The following is a 20,754-nucleotide window of genomic DNA, read 5'->3' on the forward strand; positions in this document are numbered from 1 at the left end:
CACGTATATCCAGGCTGACCCCACGAAGGACCTGGAAGCTTTTTTTGAGCAGTCCTTTGGAGCGGTATGTCACTTCCAGGTTCTTGACGTCGAGCAGGGGCTCGGCGGAGCTGGAAGCAGCCTGGTGTTCGGCTGTTGCATTCAGGGAAGTCATGCCCTCACCTCGGGGTGTGCCCAGGCGGGGCGTGCGGGTGCATCGTCCAGCAGGGCGGCGAATAGTTTTTTGGTGTAGTCGTGTGCGGGGTTGCTGAACAGTGCTTCGACGGGACCGGTTTCGACGATGGATCCGGAGCGCATTACGGATACCCGGTCGGCGAGGTCGGCCACCACGCCGAAGTTGTGGGTTACGAGGAGCATAGCCATTCCCTCTTCACGCTGCAGTGTCCGCAGGAGATCGAGGATTTCGGCTTGAACGGTGACGTCGAGGGCTGTGGTGGGTTCGTCGGCGATGATCAGCGCAGGTTTGCAGGAAATGGCGCCGGCTATGAGTACTCGCTGGGCCATTCCTCCGGAAATCTGGTGCGGGTATGCCGAGTAAACGCGTTGTGGATCGTTGATGCCGACCCGTTCAAGGAGGTGCAGGACGTTGTCCCGTGCCGTTTTCCGGTCCATTTTCAGCAGGATCCGCAGTGGCTCGGAGAGCTGGTGCCCGATGGTGTAGGAAGGATCAAGATTTGAGAGGGGCTCCTGCGGCACGTATCCGATGCGGCGGCCGCGGATGGCGGCCAGTTCCTGTTGGCTGGCGGAGGTCAGCTCGGTACCGTCCATCCGGATGGTGCCGGCCATGATTCTGCCGCCCTCGGGCAGAAGACCGAGAATGGACCAGGCTGTCTGGGTTTTACCCGAGCCGGACTCCCCGACGAGGGCGTGGACTTCTCCGGGGGCGACCCTCAGGGATACGCCGTCCACTACTGTTTTCCATCCGCCATTGACCTGGTAGGCAACGGAGAGTGAATCCACCTCCAGAAGCGCAGGAGCGTCGGGAATGTTGTCGTTGTGGGTGACGGGTGGGGCCGGGCGGGGGTTGGGTGGCGACCACACGAGCCTGCGGTCCTCGGACCTGTCACCTGTCATTTCGAGCTCGTCACGCAGGGCCGTTCCCAGCAGGGTGAAGGCGATGCAAGCCAGCCCGATGGCAAGGCTGGGCCAGAGGATCAGTACGGGCCCGCGGAAGATGTTGTAGAAGCCTTCGGACAGCATCCCGCCCCACGTTGGAAGAGCTGGGTCACCAAGCCCGAGGAAGTCCAGTGCGGCCTGGATGGCTATGCCGACGCCCAGCAGGCCTGCGGTCAGGAGGATGGCGGGGGCGCGTACTGCGGTCAGGACGTGCCGTCCGATAATCCTCAGGTCCGTGAGCCCGGAAACTTTTGCGGCATCAATGTAGAGCTCCTCGCGCACACCGCGGACGGCGTTGAAGACCACCCGGTAGTAAGCGGGGGCGAGGATGACACCGAAAATTCCCATGACGACCCACAGGGACGGGCCGACCACTGCACGGACCGCCAGCAGCACCACGATGGCCGGCAGGGAAAGGATCAACCCTGACAGCCACGCCGCTACTGTATCGAACCATCCCCCCCGGTATCCGGCGATCAGACCGGCCGGAATTCCGATGACCGCGGCAACGGTGACAGCAACAGACGCGCCGGCGAGGCTGACAGAGGTGGCGTGAATGAGTCGGGAGAACACGTCACGGCCGGCGCTGTCAGCACCAAGCAGGTGCTCAGGGCTCTGAGGGGCAAAGACCAGCTGCAGGGATGCTGCGTTCGGATCATGCGGTGCGATGAAAGGCCCAACCAGGGCCACCAGTGCCATGACAGCTATGTAGGCCGTGGCAGTGATTCCCAGGGGGTTGCGGAGCAGCCGGCCCAAGAGGTGCTGTCTGCCTGCCGCTGGGGGCACGGCGTCGGCGAGGGTTTCGATTTGCTGGGTCATGACTGCCGCATTTTCGGGTTGAGCCATCCCTGAAGCAGGTCGATGGCAAGGTTTACGAGGAAGACGACGATGGCTGTGATGATGACGAGTCCCATCACGATGGGTATATCCCCCTGGGCGGTGGCGGTGATGGCGGTTTGGCCAAGACCTGGAAGGGAGAACACTTGTTCCACAACGACAGCTCCTCCGAAGAGGACGATGAACTGCAGTCCCAGGACGCTCAGGGCGGGTGCGGCTGCGTTCCTCAGGACGTGGGCGAACATCACCCGGCGTTCGGGTAGGCCGCGGGCGCGCAATGTGCGGACATAGTCGAGGCGGCCGGCATCGATCATTGATCCGCGGATCTGCTGGGCGACGCCGGCGGTGGCAGCAATGGAAAGTGCGATGACAGGCAGTGTGATCGTCGAAAGCCAGCCGATGATTGAGGCGTCCGGCCGGGTATAGCCCGTGGCAGGGAACCAGCGCAGGGTTAGTGCGAAGACAAAGACCAGGACCAGTGCTACCAGGAAGCCGGGAACGGCGGCCAGGGTAACGGATCCGATCTGGATGAAGCGGTCCAGGGGTCCGCGTTTTCGGGCTGAAGCGACACCGAGACAAACAGCAACTACAGCGGAAAGCAGAACCGCTCCGATGGTGAGTGTAAGAGTAACGGGCAACCGGGTGGAGAGCGCCTCGGTTACGGACTGTCCAGTGAACCAGGACCGTCCGAGGTCGCCTTGAATGGCCCCGCCGGCCCACTCCAGGAACTGCGCCGTCAGGGGGCGGTCAAGACCAAGCTGCTGCGTCTTGCGGTCCACGAGCTCCTGCGGGGCGTTCTGTCCGACGATGTTTCGTGCTGCATCACCGGCGCTGAGGTTGAGAAGGAAGAACGTGACGATGCACAGCGAAGCGATGGTCAGGATTCCGGCCAAGAGCCGCTGAAGGATGAATTTAGTCATGAGAATAGTTTTCGAGTGCCGGGGGCGGGGCTATCCCTGCCCCCGGCGACACGATCAGCTTTCGGGTTTGATGTTCCAGAGGTAAGGCATGCCGTTGTCCGACTGAATTTCGACCGAGATGCCGGGCTTGGTGAAGAAAGCGCTTTGGGCCCGGTAGGACGGTGCGAACCACGCCTGTTCCACGACGTACCTGTTCAGGTCCTGGCTGGTCGTCCTTGCTTCTTCGCCCTCTGCAGTGCCGAGTTTCATCATGAATTCCATGATCTTAGGATCTTCAAACTTGAAGGCGTTGAACGGAGCCCATGGCGCCAGAGCAAACTGGATCCCAGCCCAGCCCGACTTGGGCGTCTCCAGAGCCATCGGGAAAGCTGCCCACGTTCCCCCGAGCATTTTCCCGAAGAGGTCATCGCCAGTGGTCTCCCACGTAACGTTGATGCCGACCTTGCCGAGCTGCTCCTTGTAAACCGCGAACTCTGACTCAGGGACAAAGTTGTTGCTGGGCATGACCAGGTCAAACCCGTTGGCGTAACCTGCGTCAGCCAGAAGCTTCTTGGCCTTCTCGACGTCATAGGGGTAGGCGCTGTCCAGTTCGGGCAGGAACGCGTCAGACGACTCGTCGAACGTTTGCGCCGTCGGTGATCCGTATCCTGAGGCCAGTCCCTTGACGAGTCCTTCACGGTCCAGGGCGTGATTGATGGCCTGCCGGACGCGCACGTCCTTCAACGCCGGGTTGAGCTTGCCGGCCCGGTCCGCGAGAACAAAACCGGACCAGGTACCTTCGGCCAAGAGGGTCTTGTAACCGGCAGCCTCGGCCTCCGGAATCTGAGTCGGAGTCTGCGACGCCGTAGCGTCGACCTGACCGCCCTTGACGGCGTTCATCAGCGCGGTCGCATCGCTGTAAACCGTCATCGTGATGGTCTTGTAGTGTACGGATTCAGCGTCCCAGTAATCGTCTTTGGCATCGAACACATAGCTGGACCCCACAACTGTTTCGTCCTTGTCCAGAACGTAAGGGCCGCTCCCGACGGGGTTGTTGGATGCGTCCGGGTCATTCCACATCGCCGCGCTTCCCACGAGGCCTGCATTCTGAGACAGCGTAGTCAACAGCGAAGGGTCAGAGTTCTTCATCGTCACCAGGATGGTTTTTTCATCCACAGCCTCGGCGTTGGCCATGTTGGACAGATAAGTGGCGTTGGCCGCCGTGCCGTCGCGGAACCGCTTCAGGCTTTCGGCTGCAACTTCAGCCGTGACCGGCGTTCCGTCACTGAACGTGACTCCATCGCGCAGCGTCAGGGTGAGTTTCGTCTTGGTGTCGTCCCATTCCCACTGATCAGCGAGTCCGGCAACGATTGTTCCGTCCGGCTCTGCGCGGAGGAGGGTGTCGTACACGGCCTGGAGATATGGGGATTCCATTGCCCACGCCGCCCCCCAAGGAGCGAAGGATGTATTCGGGGCGAGCACACCAAGCCGGAGTTCATCGGACTGGGCCGCATCACCCCCGCCTGGTTGCCCGCCTACGCAGGCGGTTAAAGCAACAAGTGCGGCAACGCCGGCCGTCGCAAGCCTCAAGATGCGCCGGTGCATCTTGATCTCGCGGTGGGCAAGATGAGAGAGCGGAGTTTCCACGTTGAAGTCCTTTTGCTTGTCTCGGTTGGTGATGGTGCTTCGCCCAACTATCTCGGACCGAACCCATTCGATGAAGAGCAAATTTCTTATTCCACGTATAAGAAACACGAATACCCGAGAAACACCGGTGCGATTGAATCGCTTCATCACGGATGATCAGCACCTCGGTTCCAGCCCCGAACGTGGAAGGGGCTCGTAGATGAAGCGCTTCATTTCTGACTGGTTGCCGTGCTACATTCAGCGGAAATAGTCATCGGCGTTATGACCGTCGGGCACGAAGGCAGATAGCACGCAGTTGCAGGGCGTGGCTGTCTCGCGTATAAGCACCCCGAGAAGCCGGACCAGAGAAGGAAACCAGTAATGATATCGCGCCCTAGTTCCGTCCGGTTCGAGCACCACGCCCCTGGGCGCCTGGGTGTTGGGGAGGTCCGTCCACGGCTTTCCTGGATTATCGACGAGGCGCCGGTGGGCTATCGTCAGGAGTCCGTTGAAATTGAAGTCGGAGTCAGTGGCCCGGGACGGGAAAATACGCAAGAGGTGTATCAGCTGGCTTCCTCGGATCAGGTTCTTGTGGCGTGGCCCGCGACGCCTCTGCGTTCACGTGAACGCGCAACAGTGCGTGTCCGGGTGCGGGGAGACGGCGATTGGAGCGGGTGGAGCGAGCCCGCCAGCATGGAAGTAGGCCTGCTTACCGGGGAAGACTGGAAAGCCGTACTGGTTGGTCCTGCATGGGAAGAAGACAAGGAATCCGACCGCCGCCCGGTCAATATCCGGGCTGAGTTCAACGTGCCGGACGACGTAGTGCTCGCCCGCCTTTACCTCTCAGCACATGGGCTGGCTGTAGCCGAGGTGAACGGCCGCCGCGTCGGCGACGAAGAGCTGACCCCGGGCTGGACGAGTTACCGCCACAGGCTACGCTATGCCACCTTCGATGTCACCGGGCACCTTCGGACGGGACCGAATGCCATTGGCGTCTCGCTGGCGGACGGATGGTGGAGGGGACGCGTCGGGTTTGAAGGCGGCAAAAGGGACGTGTATGGCGAAGACGTTGCGGTCCTGGCGCAGATCGAACTTGAAACCAGCGACGGCTCCCGCCACATCATAGGCAGTGATGCCAGCTGGTCCGCCGGCTACGGCTCACTCCTGGCAAGCAGCCTTTACGACGGCGAACACGAAGACCTTCGGCTGTATGACCCAGCCTGGTCCACGCCAGGGTGGCAAAAGCCGGGGTGGTCTGCCGTGAAGTGCGCCCCGGCGCCAACAAACCTGCTCGTCGCCCCGAGCGGGCCTGCCGTACGCTGCACCGAGGAGCTGCACCCCGTCAGCATCGAACGGCAGGGCGAGGCCTGGCTGCTCGATTTCGGCCAGAACCACTCAGGGCGCCTCCGCATCACGGGAACAGGACCTCGCGGCACCGAGATCACCCTGCAGCACGCGGAAGTACTGCAGCACGGGGAATTCTTTACCCGCACCCTGCGTGATGCCGCAGCAACAGACAAGCTCATTCTCGATGGCGGAGACTTCGACTGGGAGCCCCGTTTCACCATCCACGGATACCGCTACGCCAAAATCACCGGCTGGCCAGGAGAACTTACATCTGATTCCGTTGTCTCCCGTGTACTCCATACCGACATGGACCGCACAGGCTGGTTCCGCAGCTCGAACCCTAAAATCAACCGCCTCCACGAAAACGCGCTGTGGAGCACCCGGTCCAACTTCGTTGACCTTCCCATGGACTGTCCCCAGCGGGACGAGCGGCTCGGCTGGACAGGTGACATCCAAGTCTTCACGCCCACCGCAGCATTTCTTTACTCAGTGACAGGAATGCTGTCGTCCTGGCTGGCCGACGTCGCTGCCGAACAGAAAGAATGGAAGGCCGTGCCGTTCTACGTGCCGTACATCCCGCTCGGCGCCTGGCAAGGTGACAGCATTGACCCTGTTGCGGTATGGGGCGATGTCGCCGTCCTCACCCCGGACGTGCTCCACCAACGCACCGGAGACGTCGAACTTTTGCGCCGACAGTATGACAGCGCAGTAACGTGGATCGCCCACGTGCAAAAACACGCAACAGCTGAACTTCTCTGCGAAGGAACAAGGCAACTGGGAGACTGGCTGGACCCTGCCGCCCCGCCGGAAAATCCCAGCCTCGCCACGACTGACCCCGCCTTGGTAGCCACGGCATACTTTGCCCACTCCGCACGCCGGCTGGCAGTAATCGCCCAAGCAATCGGCGAAAAGGACGATGCTGTACGGTATGGTCAGCTCGGCGACAGGGTCCGGGCAGCATTTGCCAAGCGGTACCTTCGCCCGGACGGATCGGCAACGGACGACACCCAGACGGCATACTCGCTCGCCACCGTGTTTGACCTCTGGCCCGACAACGAGTCACGAACGGCCGGTGCCAGGCGTTTGGCAGAGCTGGTCCGTGAGTCAAACGGGCGAATAGCGACGGGCTTTGCGGGGACTCCGGTCGTCTCGGACGCACTTACCCTGACCGGGCACCTTGACGAAGCGTATCTGCTCCTTTTGGCAGAGGAATGTCCGTCCTGGCTATACACCGTGGCTATGGGGGCGACGACGATCTGGGAGCGTTGGGACAGCATGCTTCCTGACGGGACCGTTAACCCCGGGGACATGACTTCCTTCAATCACTATGCTCTCGGAGCTGTCGCAGACTGGTTGCACAGGGTCGTCGCCGGTCTGGCTCCGGCCGACATCGCATATCGTCGCATTCGCTTTGAGCCCCGCCCCGGCGGCGGGCTCACCTCTGCTGGGGCCACCCACCGAACACCGTTCGGCACCGCCTCAATAGACTGGACCCTCGAATCCGGCAAGATGACCACTGAGATTCAGGTTCCCGTCGGGGCTTCCGCGGAGGTCCTGCTCCCGGGCCAGGACCCGATCATTGTCGGGCACGGTCATCACAGCTTCACCACTAAAGCGCCGCCCGAGGCGATGAGCGCCACTCCGCAAGCCATCTCCTCGGCGACATAGCAGCCGTCATCCGGACTTCCGTAGCTGGTAACGAACCACTTAAAAATCTACAAAAGGGAACCATGTCCTACTCGATTCAGCTCTACACCCTGCGCAGCGCGATCCAGGAAGACCTCGCCGGCACCATCAGGAAGGTGGCGGAAATCGGCTTCACCCAGGTGGAGCCTTACAACTTCGTGGCGACAGCCGGGGAACTCGGGGCCGCGCTGAGGGACAACGGCCTCACCGCTCCTTCCGGCCACGCACCCCTGCTGAGCCAGGACCAGGATGAAATTTTCGCCGCTGCCAGGGAACTCGGTATTGCAACGGTGATCGAACCCTTTATCCCCGCAGACCGCTGGCAGTCCGCCGAAGCCATCCAGGCCACGGCCGCCAGTCTCAACCAGGCAGCGAAGAAGGGCGCCGAATACGGCATCCGGGTGGGCTACCACAACCATCAGTGGGAGCTGGAGTCCATGGTTGAGGGCCGTACCGCACTGGAGTATTTCGAGGGCCTGTTGGATCCGGAGCTGGTCCTGGAGGTGGACACGTACTGGGTGGCCGTCGGTGGGCAGGACCCGGTGGACATCCTTACCAAACTGGGTGACCGCGTGAAGCTCATCCATATCAAGGACGGCCCGCTGACCACGGATACCAAGGCCCAGGTGCCGGCAGGCCAGGGCAAAGTGGCAGTCATGGACGTTATCGCTGCGGTGAAGTCGCTGGAGGTAGGCGTGGTTGAATTCGATGACTACTCCCGTGACATCTTCGAAGGCATCAACGAGAGCCTGTCGTTCCTTACGGCAGCGGGCGAAGGAGTCAAGGCATGAGCACCCCCGCATCGGCAACGTCCGCCCGCAAGGGCCCGGTGGGCGTCGGAGTCATTGGTGCCGGCAACATCAGCAAGCAGTACCTGGATAACCTCACGGTCTTCCCGGATTTGAAGGTCCACGTCGTCGCCGACCTCTTCGAGCAGGCCGCGGAGGCGCGGGCCAAGGAATACGGCATTGCGGAGTGGGGCGGTGTGGACAAGGCGCTGAATCACCCGGACGTGGAGATCATCGTCAACCTCACCATCCCGGCGGCGCACGTCGAGGTGGCCACCGCTGCCGTGAACGCCGGCAAGCATGTCTGGACCGAAAAGCCCTTCAGCCTGGACCGCGAAACCGGCCTCGGCCTGCTCAAGACCGCGGACGCAGCAGGAATCCGCCTCGGCTGCGCACCGGACACGTTCCTCGGCGCCGGGCTGCAGACGGCCCTGCGCCTGATCCAGCGTGGCGACATCGGCACGCCGTTGACGGCGATGACCACCTTCCAGACCCCCGGCCCCGAGTCCTGGCACCCGAACCCCGCGTTCCTCTTCCAAAACGGCGCGGGCCCGCTGTTCGACATGGGCCCGTACTACCTCACCACCCTGGTCCAGGCATTCGGCTCCATCCGCAAGGTCGCCGCCGTCGGATCCAAGGCCAAGGAGGTCCGCGTCATTGGCTCCGGTCCCAAGGCCGGTGAGGAATTCACCGTCGAGGTGCCCACCCACGTTTCGGCCATGGCCCAGTTCGAGTCCGGTGCCTCCTCGCACAGCGTTTTCTCCTTCGAATCCCCCCGGGTCCGGATGGGCTTCGTTGAAATCACCGGTACCGAGGCCACCATCTCACTGCCCGATCCCAACTTCTTCGACGGCGACATTAGGCTCTGGCGCGCCGGGGACGAGGACTTGACCACCATCCCGGCCGCCGGCCCGGCGAACGGCCGTGGCATGGGCGTCCTGGACATGGCCCGGTCCATCCGCGCCGACGTCCCCCACCGTGCCACCGGCGAGCTTGCATACCACGTCCTGGACAGCATGGTTTCCATCACCGAATCCATCGACTCCGGCACCTTCGTGAACGTTGCAAGCTCCGCCCCGGCCTCCCCCGCCCTCCCCGAGGACTGGGCCCCCAAAACGTTCACCCTACTTGACTCCTTTTGAGCCAGCAGACAGGAGCCCGCCGGGTGTGGCGAGGATCGGCTACGTGTTTCGATTGGAGTCAGGCCCGATTATGGCCCCGGGCCGGTTCGGAACGACGGTCAGCATTAGAGCGATTGTCGATCCTTGGCCGTACTGTCACGATTCCTGCGTGAACGCCCGGCTTTGAAATCATTCACAGCATAGGAGGTGCTTTCGCGAAAACTAGATGAAAGGCCGATAAAGCGCCGGCCAACAGCGAGAATGAATGAATCGGAGCCGAGATCGGGAGCCCACACATTTATCCGAGGAGCCTTATATGCCGCTGGAACACCTAAGCAGGCCCGCAATGAGGCCAAGCATGTCCGATGTTGCGGCGCGGGCAGGGGTGGCGCTAGGGACGGTGTCCAATACGCTGAACAAGCCGGAAAAGGTCGCAGAGCCGACCCGGCGTCGTGTCTTAGCTGCAATTGAAGAACTCGGCTTCGTTAGAAACGATGCCGCCCGCTCCCTCGCTGCCGGCTCGAGTACAACTGTAGGCCTGGTCCTTGCGGACTTAGATAATTCATTCTTCCTGGACATTGCCCGCGGAGCAGAGGCCGTCCTCCGGAGGCACGGCATGAACTTGCTCATTGCCAATACCGACGTCGACCCCGCCAGGGAATTACGCAATCTTGAACTGTTCGAAGAATCACGGGTGGCGGGAATCCTGATTGCACCCACACCGTGGGTCGCCCCACAACCGCCACCCCTCCGCAGGACGCCCCTTGTGTACGTCAATGCCACTCCTGCCGGGCCCGCCTTCTCAGGGATTATTGTTGATGAACACCTTGGAGGCTACCTGGCAGCGCGTCATCTTTTGGATCTCGGGCGCCGCCGCTTGCTCTTCGTCGGCGGGCCGCTGCTTCTGGCGGCCGTCGCGGCCCGTCTGGACGGCGCCCGACAAGCAGTGGCCGAAACTCCGGGCGCAGAACTAAAGTTGGTGGAAACTCCGGGCCTCAACGTCAAACATGGGCGCCACGCCGCGCGTGACATTCTCGACAGCGACCCGGGACATCATGATGGCCTTGTTGCCGCTTCCGACCTCCTCGCCGTTGGCTGCGTGCAAGTATTCGATGAGCAATCCCACTTCAATGTGCCTGAGGATATTGCCATCACCGGCTATGACAACAATCATTTCGCGTCCGAGAGCACAACTCCCATCAGCACAATTGCGCAGCCGGGAGTTGAAATGGGGAGCGCCGCTGCCCAGTTGCTGATTACCCAAATATCCTCCCCCGAAGAAATGGCGCCCCGCGTGATCACCTTCGAACCGCACCTCATCGCCAGGAGGTCTACATTGGGTGAGGCTTGGCATCGGGAATAGCCCGCTGAGACCACATACAAGGATGCGCCCGTCGGATGACTCCACATCTCTTGGCGAAAAAGTCTTGGCTCGCGCATTTTCCAGCACTATCTCAACAACCTAAAAACGGTAACAAGCCCCGACCTGACCTTGGAAGAGTTACCAAATGAGGAAGAGTCCCGTACCCCTTTGTTAGTACCAGTAAGGTCGAGATTAACGGAGTCCAAATGCAGCAAAAATCGAAGCCGGACCTCGAGGGAGTTGCGCAATGCGGTCGTCGGCGTCGCCTCACAGGCGAGCTCGGATTCTTCGCCGGCCACCTGTTCAACCGGCCTGGCGCGGATCCCTACATCTTCAGCATTGAGCTCCCCCACGACATAGACCTGCACGTATGAGGCACACCCCAATCTGACGACTGCGTTGAACCAGGTGTTGAGTTTGTAGTCGCGGGGAGCAGCTTTCGCTTTGGCAAGCGCTTTAGGCTGTCAGGTCAGGGCCAGGACCTGCCGCTGGTAGCCTGACTAAGTCTTTTTGCGGTTCAGATTGACGCGCGAAAGTCGCCTGCCGACCGGTCAGGGTGCAGCCCAACCGGAGGGCAGGTTTGGATGCAGCCGCTGGAGTCGGCGCGCCTTAATGGCACTAAGAATCAGCGCCGGACGATTTCGGTTCCCGCACTTTAGTGGTATGACTTCGAGCATAGACACTGGTACGGAGGGTCAGGGCCCCGCCGCGAATTGCTCCATGGTGCGTTTGGTGTCCATGACGTCTTCGCGGGAGAGACAGCGGAAGGCGGTGGTCACGGCGTCGGCGAGGTCGAAGTCCGGTGGACTAGCCATTGGGTTTGGAGCCCCAAATTGTGACTAGCTCGGGGCCGAACCGGTAGGGTCGACGTCGGATGGGCGAGGCCGTTGTCCTGGCGGATGAGTAGCAGCTTGGCAGCATATGCCCGGGACAAGCGGTGGTGCTCTGCTATGTACTCATGCGCCGGATGAGTCTGGTCGGAAGCGCGCACCAGCCAACACTCCTTGGGATAGCCGTAGCCGGTTTTGTTCACCCATATCTTGGCCGACAACGCTCTGATCGCGATCTGGTCCTTGTCGGAGAAGTCGCGTCAGCCCGGTCGCGTGTGATGCTGGATCGACGTCACCTTGAAGGTCATAGTGGGAGGATCCTAGGATTCTGTATTTCCCGTGGATAGTATCTGGGACAGGACGCCACCCTACGCAAGGGTCAGTGAGAACTTGATCGAAGCAGTTGCTGCGGTAATCGGCCGCCGGAACAATGTCAACATACTCGGCCGGGACAATGGGCCTGTGATGATGTTTGCCCACGGTTTTGGCTGCGATCAGGCTATGTTGCGGAAGCTGCTGCCTTATTTCGTGGATGATTACCGGCTGGTGCTTTTTGATCATGTTGGTGCAGGACACTCCGACATCAGCGCCTATGACTGGGAGAAGTACGGGTCCCTGGATGGGTACGCGTCGGACCTGCTGGAGATTTGCGCCGCCCTTGAACTTGAGGACGTCATCCTGGTGGGCCACAGTGTCAGCACGATGATCGCCGTGATCGCCGCAGTGCGTGACCCCAACCGTTTCTCCCACCTTGTCCTGCTTGCTCCTTCACCCCGTCATACGGATGACCCGTACGACGGCTACGTGGGCGGGTTTTCGCGCGAAGACATCGAGGGTCTGCTGGCATCTCTGGACAGCAACTATTTTGCCTGGGCGGCGGCCTTGGCGCCCATGGTTATGGGCAACCCGCAGGAGCCGGAATTAGCGGAGGATCTGCGTGTCAGCTTTTGCCGGACAAATCCGTCCATTGCACGGCACTTCGCCGGGGTAACTTTTTTCTCCGACACACGCCCTGAACTGAAAAAGTTGCGTACCAGCTGCCTGATTCTGCAGTGCTCCGACGATCGGCTTGCCCCACCGGAAGTGGGCGCCTACCTGCACAAGAATCTGGAACACAGTACCCTGGTGCAGCTTCAGGCCACCGGGCACTGCCCCCACGTCAGCGCTCCGGAGGAAACGGCCCGGGCAATTCTGCACTACCTCGACACCCGCTCGTGACAGCCGCCGCAGGCCCCTCCCCCGCTCGACTTTGAAACCCTCTCCAAGTTCCGGCCGCATCCCTATACACCTGTTTATCGCCACGTAAAGAGCTCCGGCGAGGAGTAGCTACAGGCGAAGGCCGACAGCGTCCATTCTGGGTATGGCGGATATCTTTTGGGCTATTCAGAGGCCGGTGGTGAGAACGCCTGTGTGAGTGCGTCGCGAACGGCTCGGACGCTGTCCTTTTCGAGTGCAGCAGAACGAGCTATGGCTACGATGCTGCGCTGCGAGTTGCCTGGAAGTGTCGCAACGGGGCTTTTCGTGGGTCGCAGGCCCATCATGAGGGCGGTTGCAAGGGTGATGCCTACTCCGGATTCGGCCAGTGAAATGGATACGGCTGTGTCAATGACCGTGTGCTGGACCCGGGGCTCGATACCTGCCCGTGCGCATGCAAAGCGGCAGGCCCTGCCGTAGTACGTTTCAATCGGTGGCAGGACCCAGTCGGTTGCATTGGCGTATCCCACCAGGGCGCGTTCATCACCTGTGAGTCCATCAGCGGCTGGCGGAAGCACCATCAGGAACGGCTCTCGATAAAGCACTTCGGTAACCACTCCCCGTATTGGGGGTTGTGGGGCATCGTCGTAGTTGAGTCCTAGGGCGATCTCTATATCGTCGGACAGGATTGCCTGCGGCATGTGTTCGACGTCCACTTCCACCGCCTGGATGGCGACATGCGGGGCGGTTGCACGCAGGTGCTCGATCGCGGGCTGCATGGCTGACGCGGCGGCCGATCCGAAGACGCCCACTGTGACCACGGACCGCTGGTCCGATTGAGGACCGCTGAGGGCCGCTGCGGCCTTCCGTTCGTCTTCAAGGAGAGTTGTGACGTGATGAAGCAGCGTCGCGCCCGCATCGGTAAGCGCGACCCGACGTCCGTCACGAGCAAAGATTGGCCGTGGAAGTGCGGCCTGCAATGCCGCCATCTGTTGTGACACTGCACCCGGGGTAAACCCTAAAGCTTCGGCGGCAGCAGTCATCGTCCCCCGGTCCGCAACCACCTTAAAAGTTTTGAGCTGCTCGAAAGTCCATTTCATATAGCAATTCTATATAAATCCGAGAGAATTTATCGATTGACCTAAAGGTTTGGGTGGTCCGAAGCTTGATCCAGACGGACTTGTTGGAAGGAACCCATTGCAAACCAAACATGTGGATAACGTAGTTAGGCTCGCGACGACGCCAGCCCGGGCTTTGCCTGTCGCTGGTGACGTGGTCATCCTCGGTGGGGGCATCATGGGAGCCAGCATTGCCTATCATTTGGCCGAGGCCGGCGTAAAGGACATTGTCCTGATTGAGCGGAACGTCCTTGGCTCTGGATCTTCTGCCAAGCCGTTGGGCGGAGTCCGTGCCACGTTCTCTGATCCCGGAAACATCAGGCTTGGGCAGCGCAGCCTGGAAGCCTATGAGCGGTTCAATGAGAAGTTCCGGACTGACATCGGTCTGCGACAGGTGGGCTATCTCTTCCTGTGCCGGAACGAAGGAGAGCTTTTGGAGGTTGAGGACAGCACTCAGATCCAGAACCGGCTTGGCGGCTCCAGCAGAATGGTCTCACCCGAGGAGGCACACCGGATCAACCCTTTCCTCGACCCGGCCCCACTCCTGGCGGCGTCCTACTCACCACGGGACGGTTTCGCCCAGCCTTCCAAAGTAGTTCAGGCCTACGCCGAAGCTGCGCAGGAACTGGGCGTGACCATCTGCCAGGAAACGGAAGTCCTGGACATCGACGCTACCGGCGGTGCGGTCCGGGCGGTTCATACCAACCGGGGACCGATCCGTACCTCCACTGTTATCTGCACGGCGGGCGCCTGGTCAACAAGGCTCGGGGCGATGGCCGGTGTCCATCTGCCGATCGAACCTGTCCGCCGCCAGATCGGTATGACGCCACAGATGTCCAAGCCTTTGCCGACGGTGCCGTTCACGCTTGACCTGTCAACAACCCTGTACTTCCACAATTACCTGAACGGGATGCTCCTGGGCATTTCAAACCAGGACCAGGAACCGGGCTTTTGCCGGGAATTTGACTACCAGTGGCTGCCGGCCTTCAACCGAGCGGCGGAAATTGTGGCGCCGTCACTGGCAAATCAGGAGTTGGACGTCGGCTGGGCGGGACTTTATGAAAACACCCCGGACCACAACGCAATGATCGGCTCATCAGACACTGTCGAGGGTTTCATGTACGCCACCGGATTTTCCGGTCACGGTTTCCTCCAGGGACCTGCTGTAGGCGAACTGGTCAGGGACATGTATCTGGGCCGGGAGTCCTTTATGGACCCCGAACAGTTCAGCGCGACGCGTTTCGCTGGTGAGCTTTCCCAGGTCAGGGAAGTCCACATCATCTGAACCACGGGCGGGCGCAGCGCTTCCGCCGTCACAAAGACCGCACCAGAAAGGGACAAACCCATGCCAATGACAACGAAGCTTCAGCTATGGGAACTGCGGGCCGAGTTCGCCCTCCGCCTGGCCACGCTTTATGGGAACGAGGTTCCCGCCTACAACACCCTCGTTGACGTTTCCCGGGAGGTTAATGAGGATTTCATTCGCAAAAATGGGGACGACGCCGAGCGGCTCGGCAGCATCCAGCGCGTTACGGCTGAACGCCACGGGGCCATCCGTGTGGGTTCAGCCCGGGAACTGGCCCAGGTTGCCCGTGTTTTCGCGGGCTTCGGCATGTATCCGGTGGGATTCTATGACCTCCGTGATGCTTCCAAGAGCTCAGTTCCCGTGGTATCCACCGCCTTCCGCCCGATCGATCCCGGTGAACTGGCCAGGAATCCGTTCCGCGTCTTCACTTCCATGCTTGCCCACGACGACCGCCGTTTTTTCGACGCAGAAACAGAGAAGCAACTCGAGTCCTGCATCGGGGCACGAACTTTGTTCACCGAGGAACTTCTCGCTCTAGCCGATAAGGCCAGCAAAGAAAAGGATCTGGTACCGGACGAAGCTGCCCGCTTCCTGGACCTGGCCACCGCAGCCTTCGAACTGTCACAGGAACCGGTTGACCACGACTGGTACTTCAAGCTCGAACGGATCTCGGCCGTGGCTGCGGATATCGGCGGCGTGCCGTCTACCCATATCAACCATCTGACCCCGCGCGTGCTGGACATCGATGACCTGTATGCCCGCATGGAGGCCCGCGGAATCGCGATGATCGACGAAATCCAGGGACCCCCGAACTGGGAAGGCCCCGACGTCCTGCTCCGCCAGACGTCTTTCCGCGCCCTCGCCGAGGAACGTAGCTTCCGCCATCAGGACGGTGAGGTCCGCCCGGGGACCCTCCGCGTCCGGTTCGGGGAAGTGGAACAACGCGGAATCGCCCTCACTGAGCACGGTCGGGACCTCTACGACAAGATGGTCGCGGAAGTCGATAACTGGTTGGCCGCAAGCCCGGCCGGCACCACCCGGGTAGAAGTAGCCACACAGGTCTGGCGGAAAAACCTTCCAGCAACAGAACAGGAACTTGCCCTCCAGGGGCTGGCGTATTTCACCTACAGGGTGGCCAACGCCGGACAGGTTCCTCAAACGCAAACAGCCTCGCTGCGCAAACTGGTGGAGAACGGGGTCCTTGTTCCGGAACCCATCGTCTACGAAGACTTCCTGCCCCGGTCGGCCGCAGGAATCTTCCAGTCCAACCTTACAGACGACGGCTCACGCGACGACCAGCAGCTGGGCACTCCATACGACATCGACCGGCTCTCCGAGGTGCTCGGAACCAGGATCTTCGATCCCAATGAACTGTACTCAGCACAGCAGACCGCCTCAATCGAGGCAGTCGGTCGCCAGCTCGGCATCACCATCACCGACCTTCCCGCCGCAACTTCCAAAGCCTAAACCTTGAAAGAAGGGCCATCATGACCGCCATCACCTCCACCATCCCCGCAACCGCACAAATCACTGAAGAGGTTCTCACCAGCCTCCGGTCCATCGGCGTCGATCCTGCATCGCTTGACGGGACACGTGAAACCCGCACACCCGTCACCGGAGAAGTAATCCTCCACACCAAGGTCCATAACGACGAAGAGATCGAAGCGGCGATTGTGCAGGCCACCGAAGCCTTCAAAACCTGGCGCAACGTTCCCGCACCGGTCCGCGGCGCACTGGTGAAGCGCTGGGGCCAGCTGCTGACCGAACACAAGGAAGACGTCGCCACCCTCATCACTGCCGAGGTCGGCAAGATCCGTTCCGAAGCGCTGGGCGAAGTCCAGGAAATGATCGACATCGCAGACCTTGCCGTCGGCCAGTCCCGCCAGCTGTACGGCAAAACCATGCCGTCCGAACGCCCCGGCCACCGGCTGGCAGAAACCTGGCACCCGCTCGGCGTCGTCGGCATCATCTCAGCCTTCAACTTCCCGGTAGCCGTTTATGCCTGGAACACCGCCCTTGCCCTGGTTGCCGGCGATACCGTCGTCTGGAAGCCTGCCGACGCTACCCGCCTCTCCGCCCTCGCAGTCGACACCCTCCTCGCCCGTGCCGTCAAGGACGTTGGAGCGCCCGAAGGCATCCACCACCTGCTCCTGACTGACCGCGTCGGCGGCCAGAAACTGGTCGAAGACCCCCGGATTGCTTTGGTCTCAGCCACCGGCTCGGTCCGCATGGGGCAGGAAATCGCGCCAGTGATCGCCAAGCGTTTCGGCCGTGCACTCCTGGAGCTCGGCGGTAACAACGGCGCGATCGTCGCCCCGTCCGCAGACCTGGACCTTGCCCTCCGGGGCATCGTCTTCGCCGCTGCGGGCACCGCCGGCCAGCGCTGCACGTCCCTTCGGCGGCTCATTGTTCACTCCTCGATCGCCGATGCCCTGGTCAGCCGGATTGTGGATGCCTACCGCACCCTGAGCATCGGCAGCCCCACCGAAGAGGGAACCCTGGTTGGGCCGCTAATCAACGCCAACAGCTTCCAGGCACAGCAGAATGCGCTCATCCAGGCCGTCGCGGAAGGCGGCGAGGTCATCTACGGCGGTGACCGCGTGCTCGCCGAGGACGCGCCGGAGGCCTACTACGTCCAGCCGGCCGTCGTCCGCATGCCCGCCCAGACCGCCGTCGTCCACGACGAGACCTTCGCGCCGATCCTTTACGTCATGACCTACGAAACCCTGGAGGAGGCCATCGAGATCCACAACAGTGTCCCGCAGGGTCTGTCCTCGGCCATTTTCACCCAGGACCAGACCGAAGCCGAAACGTTCCTCTCGGCAAGCGGCTCCGACTGCGGCATTGCCAACGTCAACATCGGCACATCCGGCGCGGAAATCGGCGGTGCCTTTGGCGGTGAAAAGGAAACCGGCGGTGGCCGGGAATCCGGCTCCGATTCCTGGAAGGTTTACATGCGCCAAGCCACCAACACGGTCAACTTCTCGGGCGAACTGCCGCTCGCGCAGGGCGTCAAGTTCCTCTAAGGGACGCCGCGGGTGCGGCGGGGAAGGAGAGCCTATGAACGGCCCCACTGATCAACCACCGCCTTCCAAGCAGGAGACGTTGTCGGACCCATCGGACTGCACCCACGACTGCTATTACTGCACAGGCCCGGAAACCGACTAAGCCCGGGCATGCGGCGGCCACCTCCAGGTGGCCGCCGCATCTCTTTCCCAAGAATCCCCGGGGCAATGCCCGTTAACCACAGGAAGACCACCATGATGACAACACAGGAACTGACAGAAGGGCTGCAAGGCCGGATCCTCACCGGCACGGACGAACTGCTTCGCTACAGTTCCGACGCCTCCCGAGCCATTCCCCAAGGACTGCCCTTGGCCGTCCTGGCAGCCCGGACCACCCAGGAGGTGGCGGCCGGGGTACGGTGGGCCGCACGGAACAGCGTACCGGTGTCCGTCCGCGGCGCCGGTACCGGCCTGGCCGGTGGCGCCGTTGCCTACCCTGGAGGCTTGGTCATTTCGCTCGCGGAAATGGACGAGATCCTCAGCATCGATCCCGGCAACAGGCTCATAGAGGTCCAGGCCGGCGTCGTCACTGCAGACATCGACGCTGCTGCCGCTGAATACGGCCTGATGTACGCTCCGGACCCTGCCAGCTACCGCCAGTCCACGATCGGTGGGAACATCGCCACCAACGCCGGCGGGCTGCGGTGCGTAAAGTACGGGGTAACCACCGACAGCGTCGCCGCCCTGGAAGTGGTACTCGCCGACGGCGAGATCATCCGCACGGGCTCCAGGACCCGCAAGAACGTGGTGGGCTACGATCTGACCAGCTTGTTTGTTGGCTCCGAAGGCACCCTCGGGATTGTTACCGGGGCGACCCTCAGGCTCAAGCCCCGTCCGGCCGGCACAGCCGTCACCTTCCGCGCCACCTTCCCTTCCGCGGCCTGCGCGGGCAGGGCAGTCACAGCAATCATGAACAGCTCCATCGTCCCCGATGTCCTTGAGCTCATGGACCGGGCCAGCGTGGAGATCGTTGAGAAGTACCACCCTACGGGGCTGTCCACGGATGGTGCTGCGATCCTGGTGGGCCAGTTCATCTCCCTGACGTCCGAAGCCGATGCGACGGTGGCTTCACGGCTCTGCAAGGAGGCAGGGGCGATCGACGTGGAGCAGGCGGAGGGCGACGTGCTCTTGGAGGCGCGCCGTGTCTCCGGCAAGGCACTCGATGCCAGGGGCCTGCGCGCGTCCTGCGACGTCGCCGTTCCGATCGCCCGGCTGGCGGACATGTTTGAGGCACTTGAGAAGATCAGCGCAGACGAGAACGTGGCCATACCGACCTTTGCCCACGCAGGGGACGGCAATCTCCATCCGTCTGTGGTGATCGAGGACGAATCGGCTGAAGCCTACGCGGAAGCAGAACGGATCCTGGACCTCATCACAGATCAGGCACTGCAACTCGGCGGGACCATCAGCGGGGAACACGGGGTGGGATCGCTCAAATTCGGTTCGGTCAGCAAGCAGCTCGATCCGGCTACCCGCGCGGCGCACCAGCGGATCAAGAACGCGTTCGATCCGCACGGGATCTTGACTCCGGGTCGCGGAGTGTAATCCGACGGCGGCAACGATGAAGGCGGCGGTCCCCTCGGGGACCGCCGCCTACTTTCTTGTTCCGGGGCCTAGCTGATGAGACGTGCTTCGCCCGTGTCGGCCGCCGATACGTCCAGGCCGTTGGCCTTCAGGATCTCCGCGAGTTTGCCGTTGTCCCGGAGTGTCTGCAGGTCGGCGTTCAACGCTGCGAGCAGTTCCGTGTTCTGCTTCGGTACGGGGATAGCGATCTGTGCCGCTTCCTTGGATGCGGCAACGGCCTCATGGGGCTTGATCACGGAGACCTGGAAGTCACCCTTTTTGTTGAACTGGGCTGAGCCGTAGCTGTCGATGCCAATGTCGATGCGGCCTGCCTCAAGGTCCTGGTTCATGTTCAGTGTGGTCGGGTACACCTTCAGCGAATCCCCGAGGAGTTTCTTCATGTCATCGACCCAAAGATATCCGTCGACGGTGCCAACGGTTTTGCCCTTGAGCTGCTCTGCATCGTCGAGACCGTCCTTGGAGATGATGGCCATCTGGTCGGTGTAAATCGGTTCAGTGAGGCCGACGATTTCGGCTCGGGACGCAGTGCGGTACCACGCGGCAATGGACAGGTCTGCGCGCCCGGCCTGCACGGTAGGAATATTCGCTGCCGTGGCGACCGACTTTGCCGACACTGTCAGGCACTCCATCTCGGCGATGGCATTGACGATGTCACCGTCGACACCGGCCAGTTTGTTGCCCTCGAGCTTGGAGAACGGGGGAAGGTCATACAGGACGACTGACAGCTTCCCCTCAGCCACGGTCGGGAAGTCGTGCGCGGGCTTGCAGTCAGCACTGGGGGCGCTGCTGGCAACTCCCCCGCAGCCTGAAAGAGCAGCAGCGGCAAAGGCCAGGGCAGTAATGACTGCGGTTTTCTGGTTTTTCATGTTTCTCC

The 20,754-nt window shown here is 61.7% G+C and carries 15 protein-coding genes; 10 read left to right on the forward strand and 5 right to left on the reverse strand.

The genetic code is table 11. The features are described 5' to 3' along the window. Positions 1 to 150 precede the first annotated feature (150 nt). Genes AC5RTT_RS12715 through AC5RTT_RS12725 form a run of 3 tightly spaced genes read right to left on the reverse strand, consistent with a single transcriptional unit; the run spans position 151 to position 4,499 of the window. Complete coding sequence (locus AC5RTT_RS12715) at positions 151 to 1,935, reverse strand: ATP-binding cassette domain-containing protein (RefSeq protein ID WP_494145495.1); 1,785 nt, start codon at positions 1,933 to 1,935, stop codon at positions 151 to 153. Continuing rightward, on the reverse strand, positions 1,932 to 2,873 hold the full coding sequence (locus tag AC5RTT_RS12720) for an ABC transporter permease (protein ID WP_494145496.1): 942 nt from the start codon (positions 2,871 to 2,873) through the stop codon (positions 1,932 to 1,934). The genes AC5RTT_RS12715 and AC5RTT_RS12720 overlap by 4 nt, the downstream gene beginning before the upstream one ends. Before the next feature lie 54 nt (positions 2,874 to 2,927). Beyond that, positions 2,928 to 4,499 (reverse strand): ABC transporter substrate-binding protein, encoded by a 1,572-nt coding sequence (locus tag AC5RTT_RS12725; RefSeq protein WP_494145497.1) that lies wholly within the window; start codon positions 4,497 to 4,499, stop codon positions 2,928 to 2,930. 360 nt (positions 4,500 to 4,859) lie between these two features. On the opposite strand from AC5RTT_RS12725, the gene AC5RTT_RS12730 reads away from it, so the two are divergent. The 6 genes from AC5RTT_RS12730 (at position 4,860) to AC5RTT_RS12755 (ending at position 12,831) form a co-directional block, all read left to right on the forward strand. Beyond that, positions 4,860 to 7,493, forward strand: coding sequence for an alpha-L-rhamnosidase (locus tag AC5RTT_RS12730; protein WP_494145498.1), 2,634 nt, complete (start codon positions 4,860 to 4,862; stop codon positions 7,491 to 7,493). Between the two features lie 62 nt (positions 7,494 to 7,555). Continuing rightward, positions 7,556 to 8,302 carry a sugar phosphate isomerase/epimerase family protein gene (locus AC5RTT_RS12735; RefSeq protein WP_494145499.1) on the forward strand — a complete coding sequence of 249 codons (747 nt, stop codon included), beginning with the start codon at positions 7,556 to 7,558 and terminating at the stop codon, positions 8,300 to 8,302. Continuing rightward, on the forward strand, positions 8,299 to 9,441 hold the full coding sequence (locus tag AC5RTT_RS12740) for a Gfo/Idh/MocA family protein (RefSeq protein WP_494145500.1): 1,143 nt from the start codon (positions 8,299 to 8,301) through the stop codon (positions 9,439 to 9,441). Before AC5RTT_RS12735 ends, AC5RTT_RS12740 begins: the two co-directional genes overlap by 4 nt. Before the next feature lie 337 nt (positions 9,442 to 9,778). After that, positions 9,779 to 10,783: a LacI family DNA-binding transcriptional regulator gene (locus AC5RTT_RS12745; RefSeq protein ID WP_494145501.1), complete on the forward strand. Its 1,005-nt coding sequence runs from the start codon at positions 9,779 to 9,781 to the stop codon at positions 10,781 to 10,783. A 206-nt stretch (positions 10,784 to 10,989) separates the two neighbouring features. After that, the gene (locus AC5RTT_RS12750) at positions 10,990 to 11,157 is read left to right on the forward strand and encodes a hypothetical protein (RefSeq protein ID WP_494145502.1); all 168 of its coding nucleotides are present in this window, start codon (positions 10,990 to 10,992) and stop codon (positions 11,155 to 11,157) included. Between the two features lie 846 nt (positions 11,158 to 12,003). Then, on the forward strand, positions 12,004 to 12,831 hold the full coding sequence (locus tag AC5RTT_RS12755; RefSeq protein ID WP_494145503.1) for an alpha/beta fold hydrolase: 828 nt from the start codon (positions 12,004 to 12,006) through the stop codon (positions 12,829 to 12,831). A 161-nt stretch (positions 12,832 to 12,992) separates the two neighbouring features. On the opposite strand, the gene AC5RTT_RS12760 is transcribed toward AC5RTT_RS12755, so the two are convergent. Next, complete coding sequence (locus AC5RTT_RS12760; protein WP_494145504.1) at positions 12,993 to 13,907, reverse strand: LysR family transcriptional regulator; 915 nt, start codon at positions 13,905 to 13,907, stop codon at positions 12,993 to 12,995. Positions 13,908 to 14,019: 112 nt separating this feature from the next. On the opposite strand from AC5RTT_RS12760, the gene AC5RTT_RS12765 reads away from it, so the two are divergent. The 4 genes from AC5RTT_RS12765 (at position 14,020) to AC5RTT_RS12780 (ending at position 19,841) form a co-directional block, all read left to right on the forward strand. After that, complete coding sequence (locus AC5RTT_RS12765; protein ID WP_494145505.1) at positions 14,020 to 15,210, forward strand: NAD(P)/FAD-dependent oxidoreductase; 1,191 nt, start codon at positions 14,020 to 14,022, stop codon at positions 15,208 to 15,210. 66 nt (positions 15,211 to 15,276) lie between these two features. Beyond that, entirely contained in the window at positions 15,277 to 16,698 is a 1,422-nt protein-coding gene (hglS, locus tag AC5RTT_RS12770) for a 2-oxoadipate dioxygenase/decarboxylase (RefSeq protein WP_494145506.1), read from the forward strand. 20 nt (positions 16,699 to 16,718) lie between these two features. Further along, on the forward strand, positions 16,719 to 18,257 hold the full coding sequence (gene amaB / locus AC5RTT_RS12775; protein ID WP_494145507.1) for an L-piperidine-6-carboxylate dehydrogenase: 1,539 nt from the start codon (positions 16,719 to 16,721) through the stop codon (positions 18,255 to 18,257). A 234-nt stretch (positions 18,258 to 18,491) separates the two neighbouring features. Further along, entirely contained in the window at positions 18,492 to 19,841 is a 1,350-nt protein-coding gene (locus tag AC5RTT_RS12780; protein ID WP_494145508.1) for an FAD-binding oxidoreductase, read from the forward strand. A 68-nt stretch (positions 19,842 to 19,909) separates the two neighbouring features. On the opposite strand, the gene AC5RTT_RS12785 is transcribed toward AC5RTT_RS12780, so the two are convergent. Then, a complete protein-coding gene (locus AC5RTT_RS12785; RefSeq protein ID WP_494145509.1) occupies positions 19,910 to 20,746 on the reverse strand; it encodes a substrate-binding periplasmic protein in 837 nt (278 codons plus the stop codon). Positions 20,747 to 20,754 lie beyond the last annotated feature (8 nt).

Source organism: Arthrobacter sp. Y3221157, assembly GCF_059089865.1.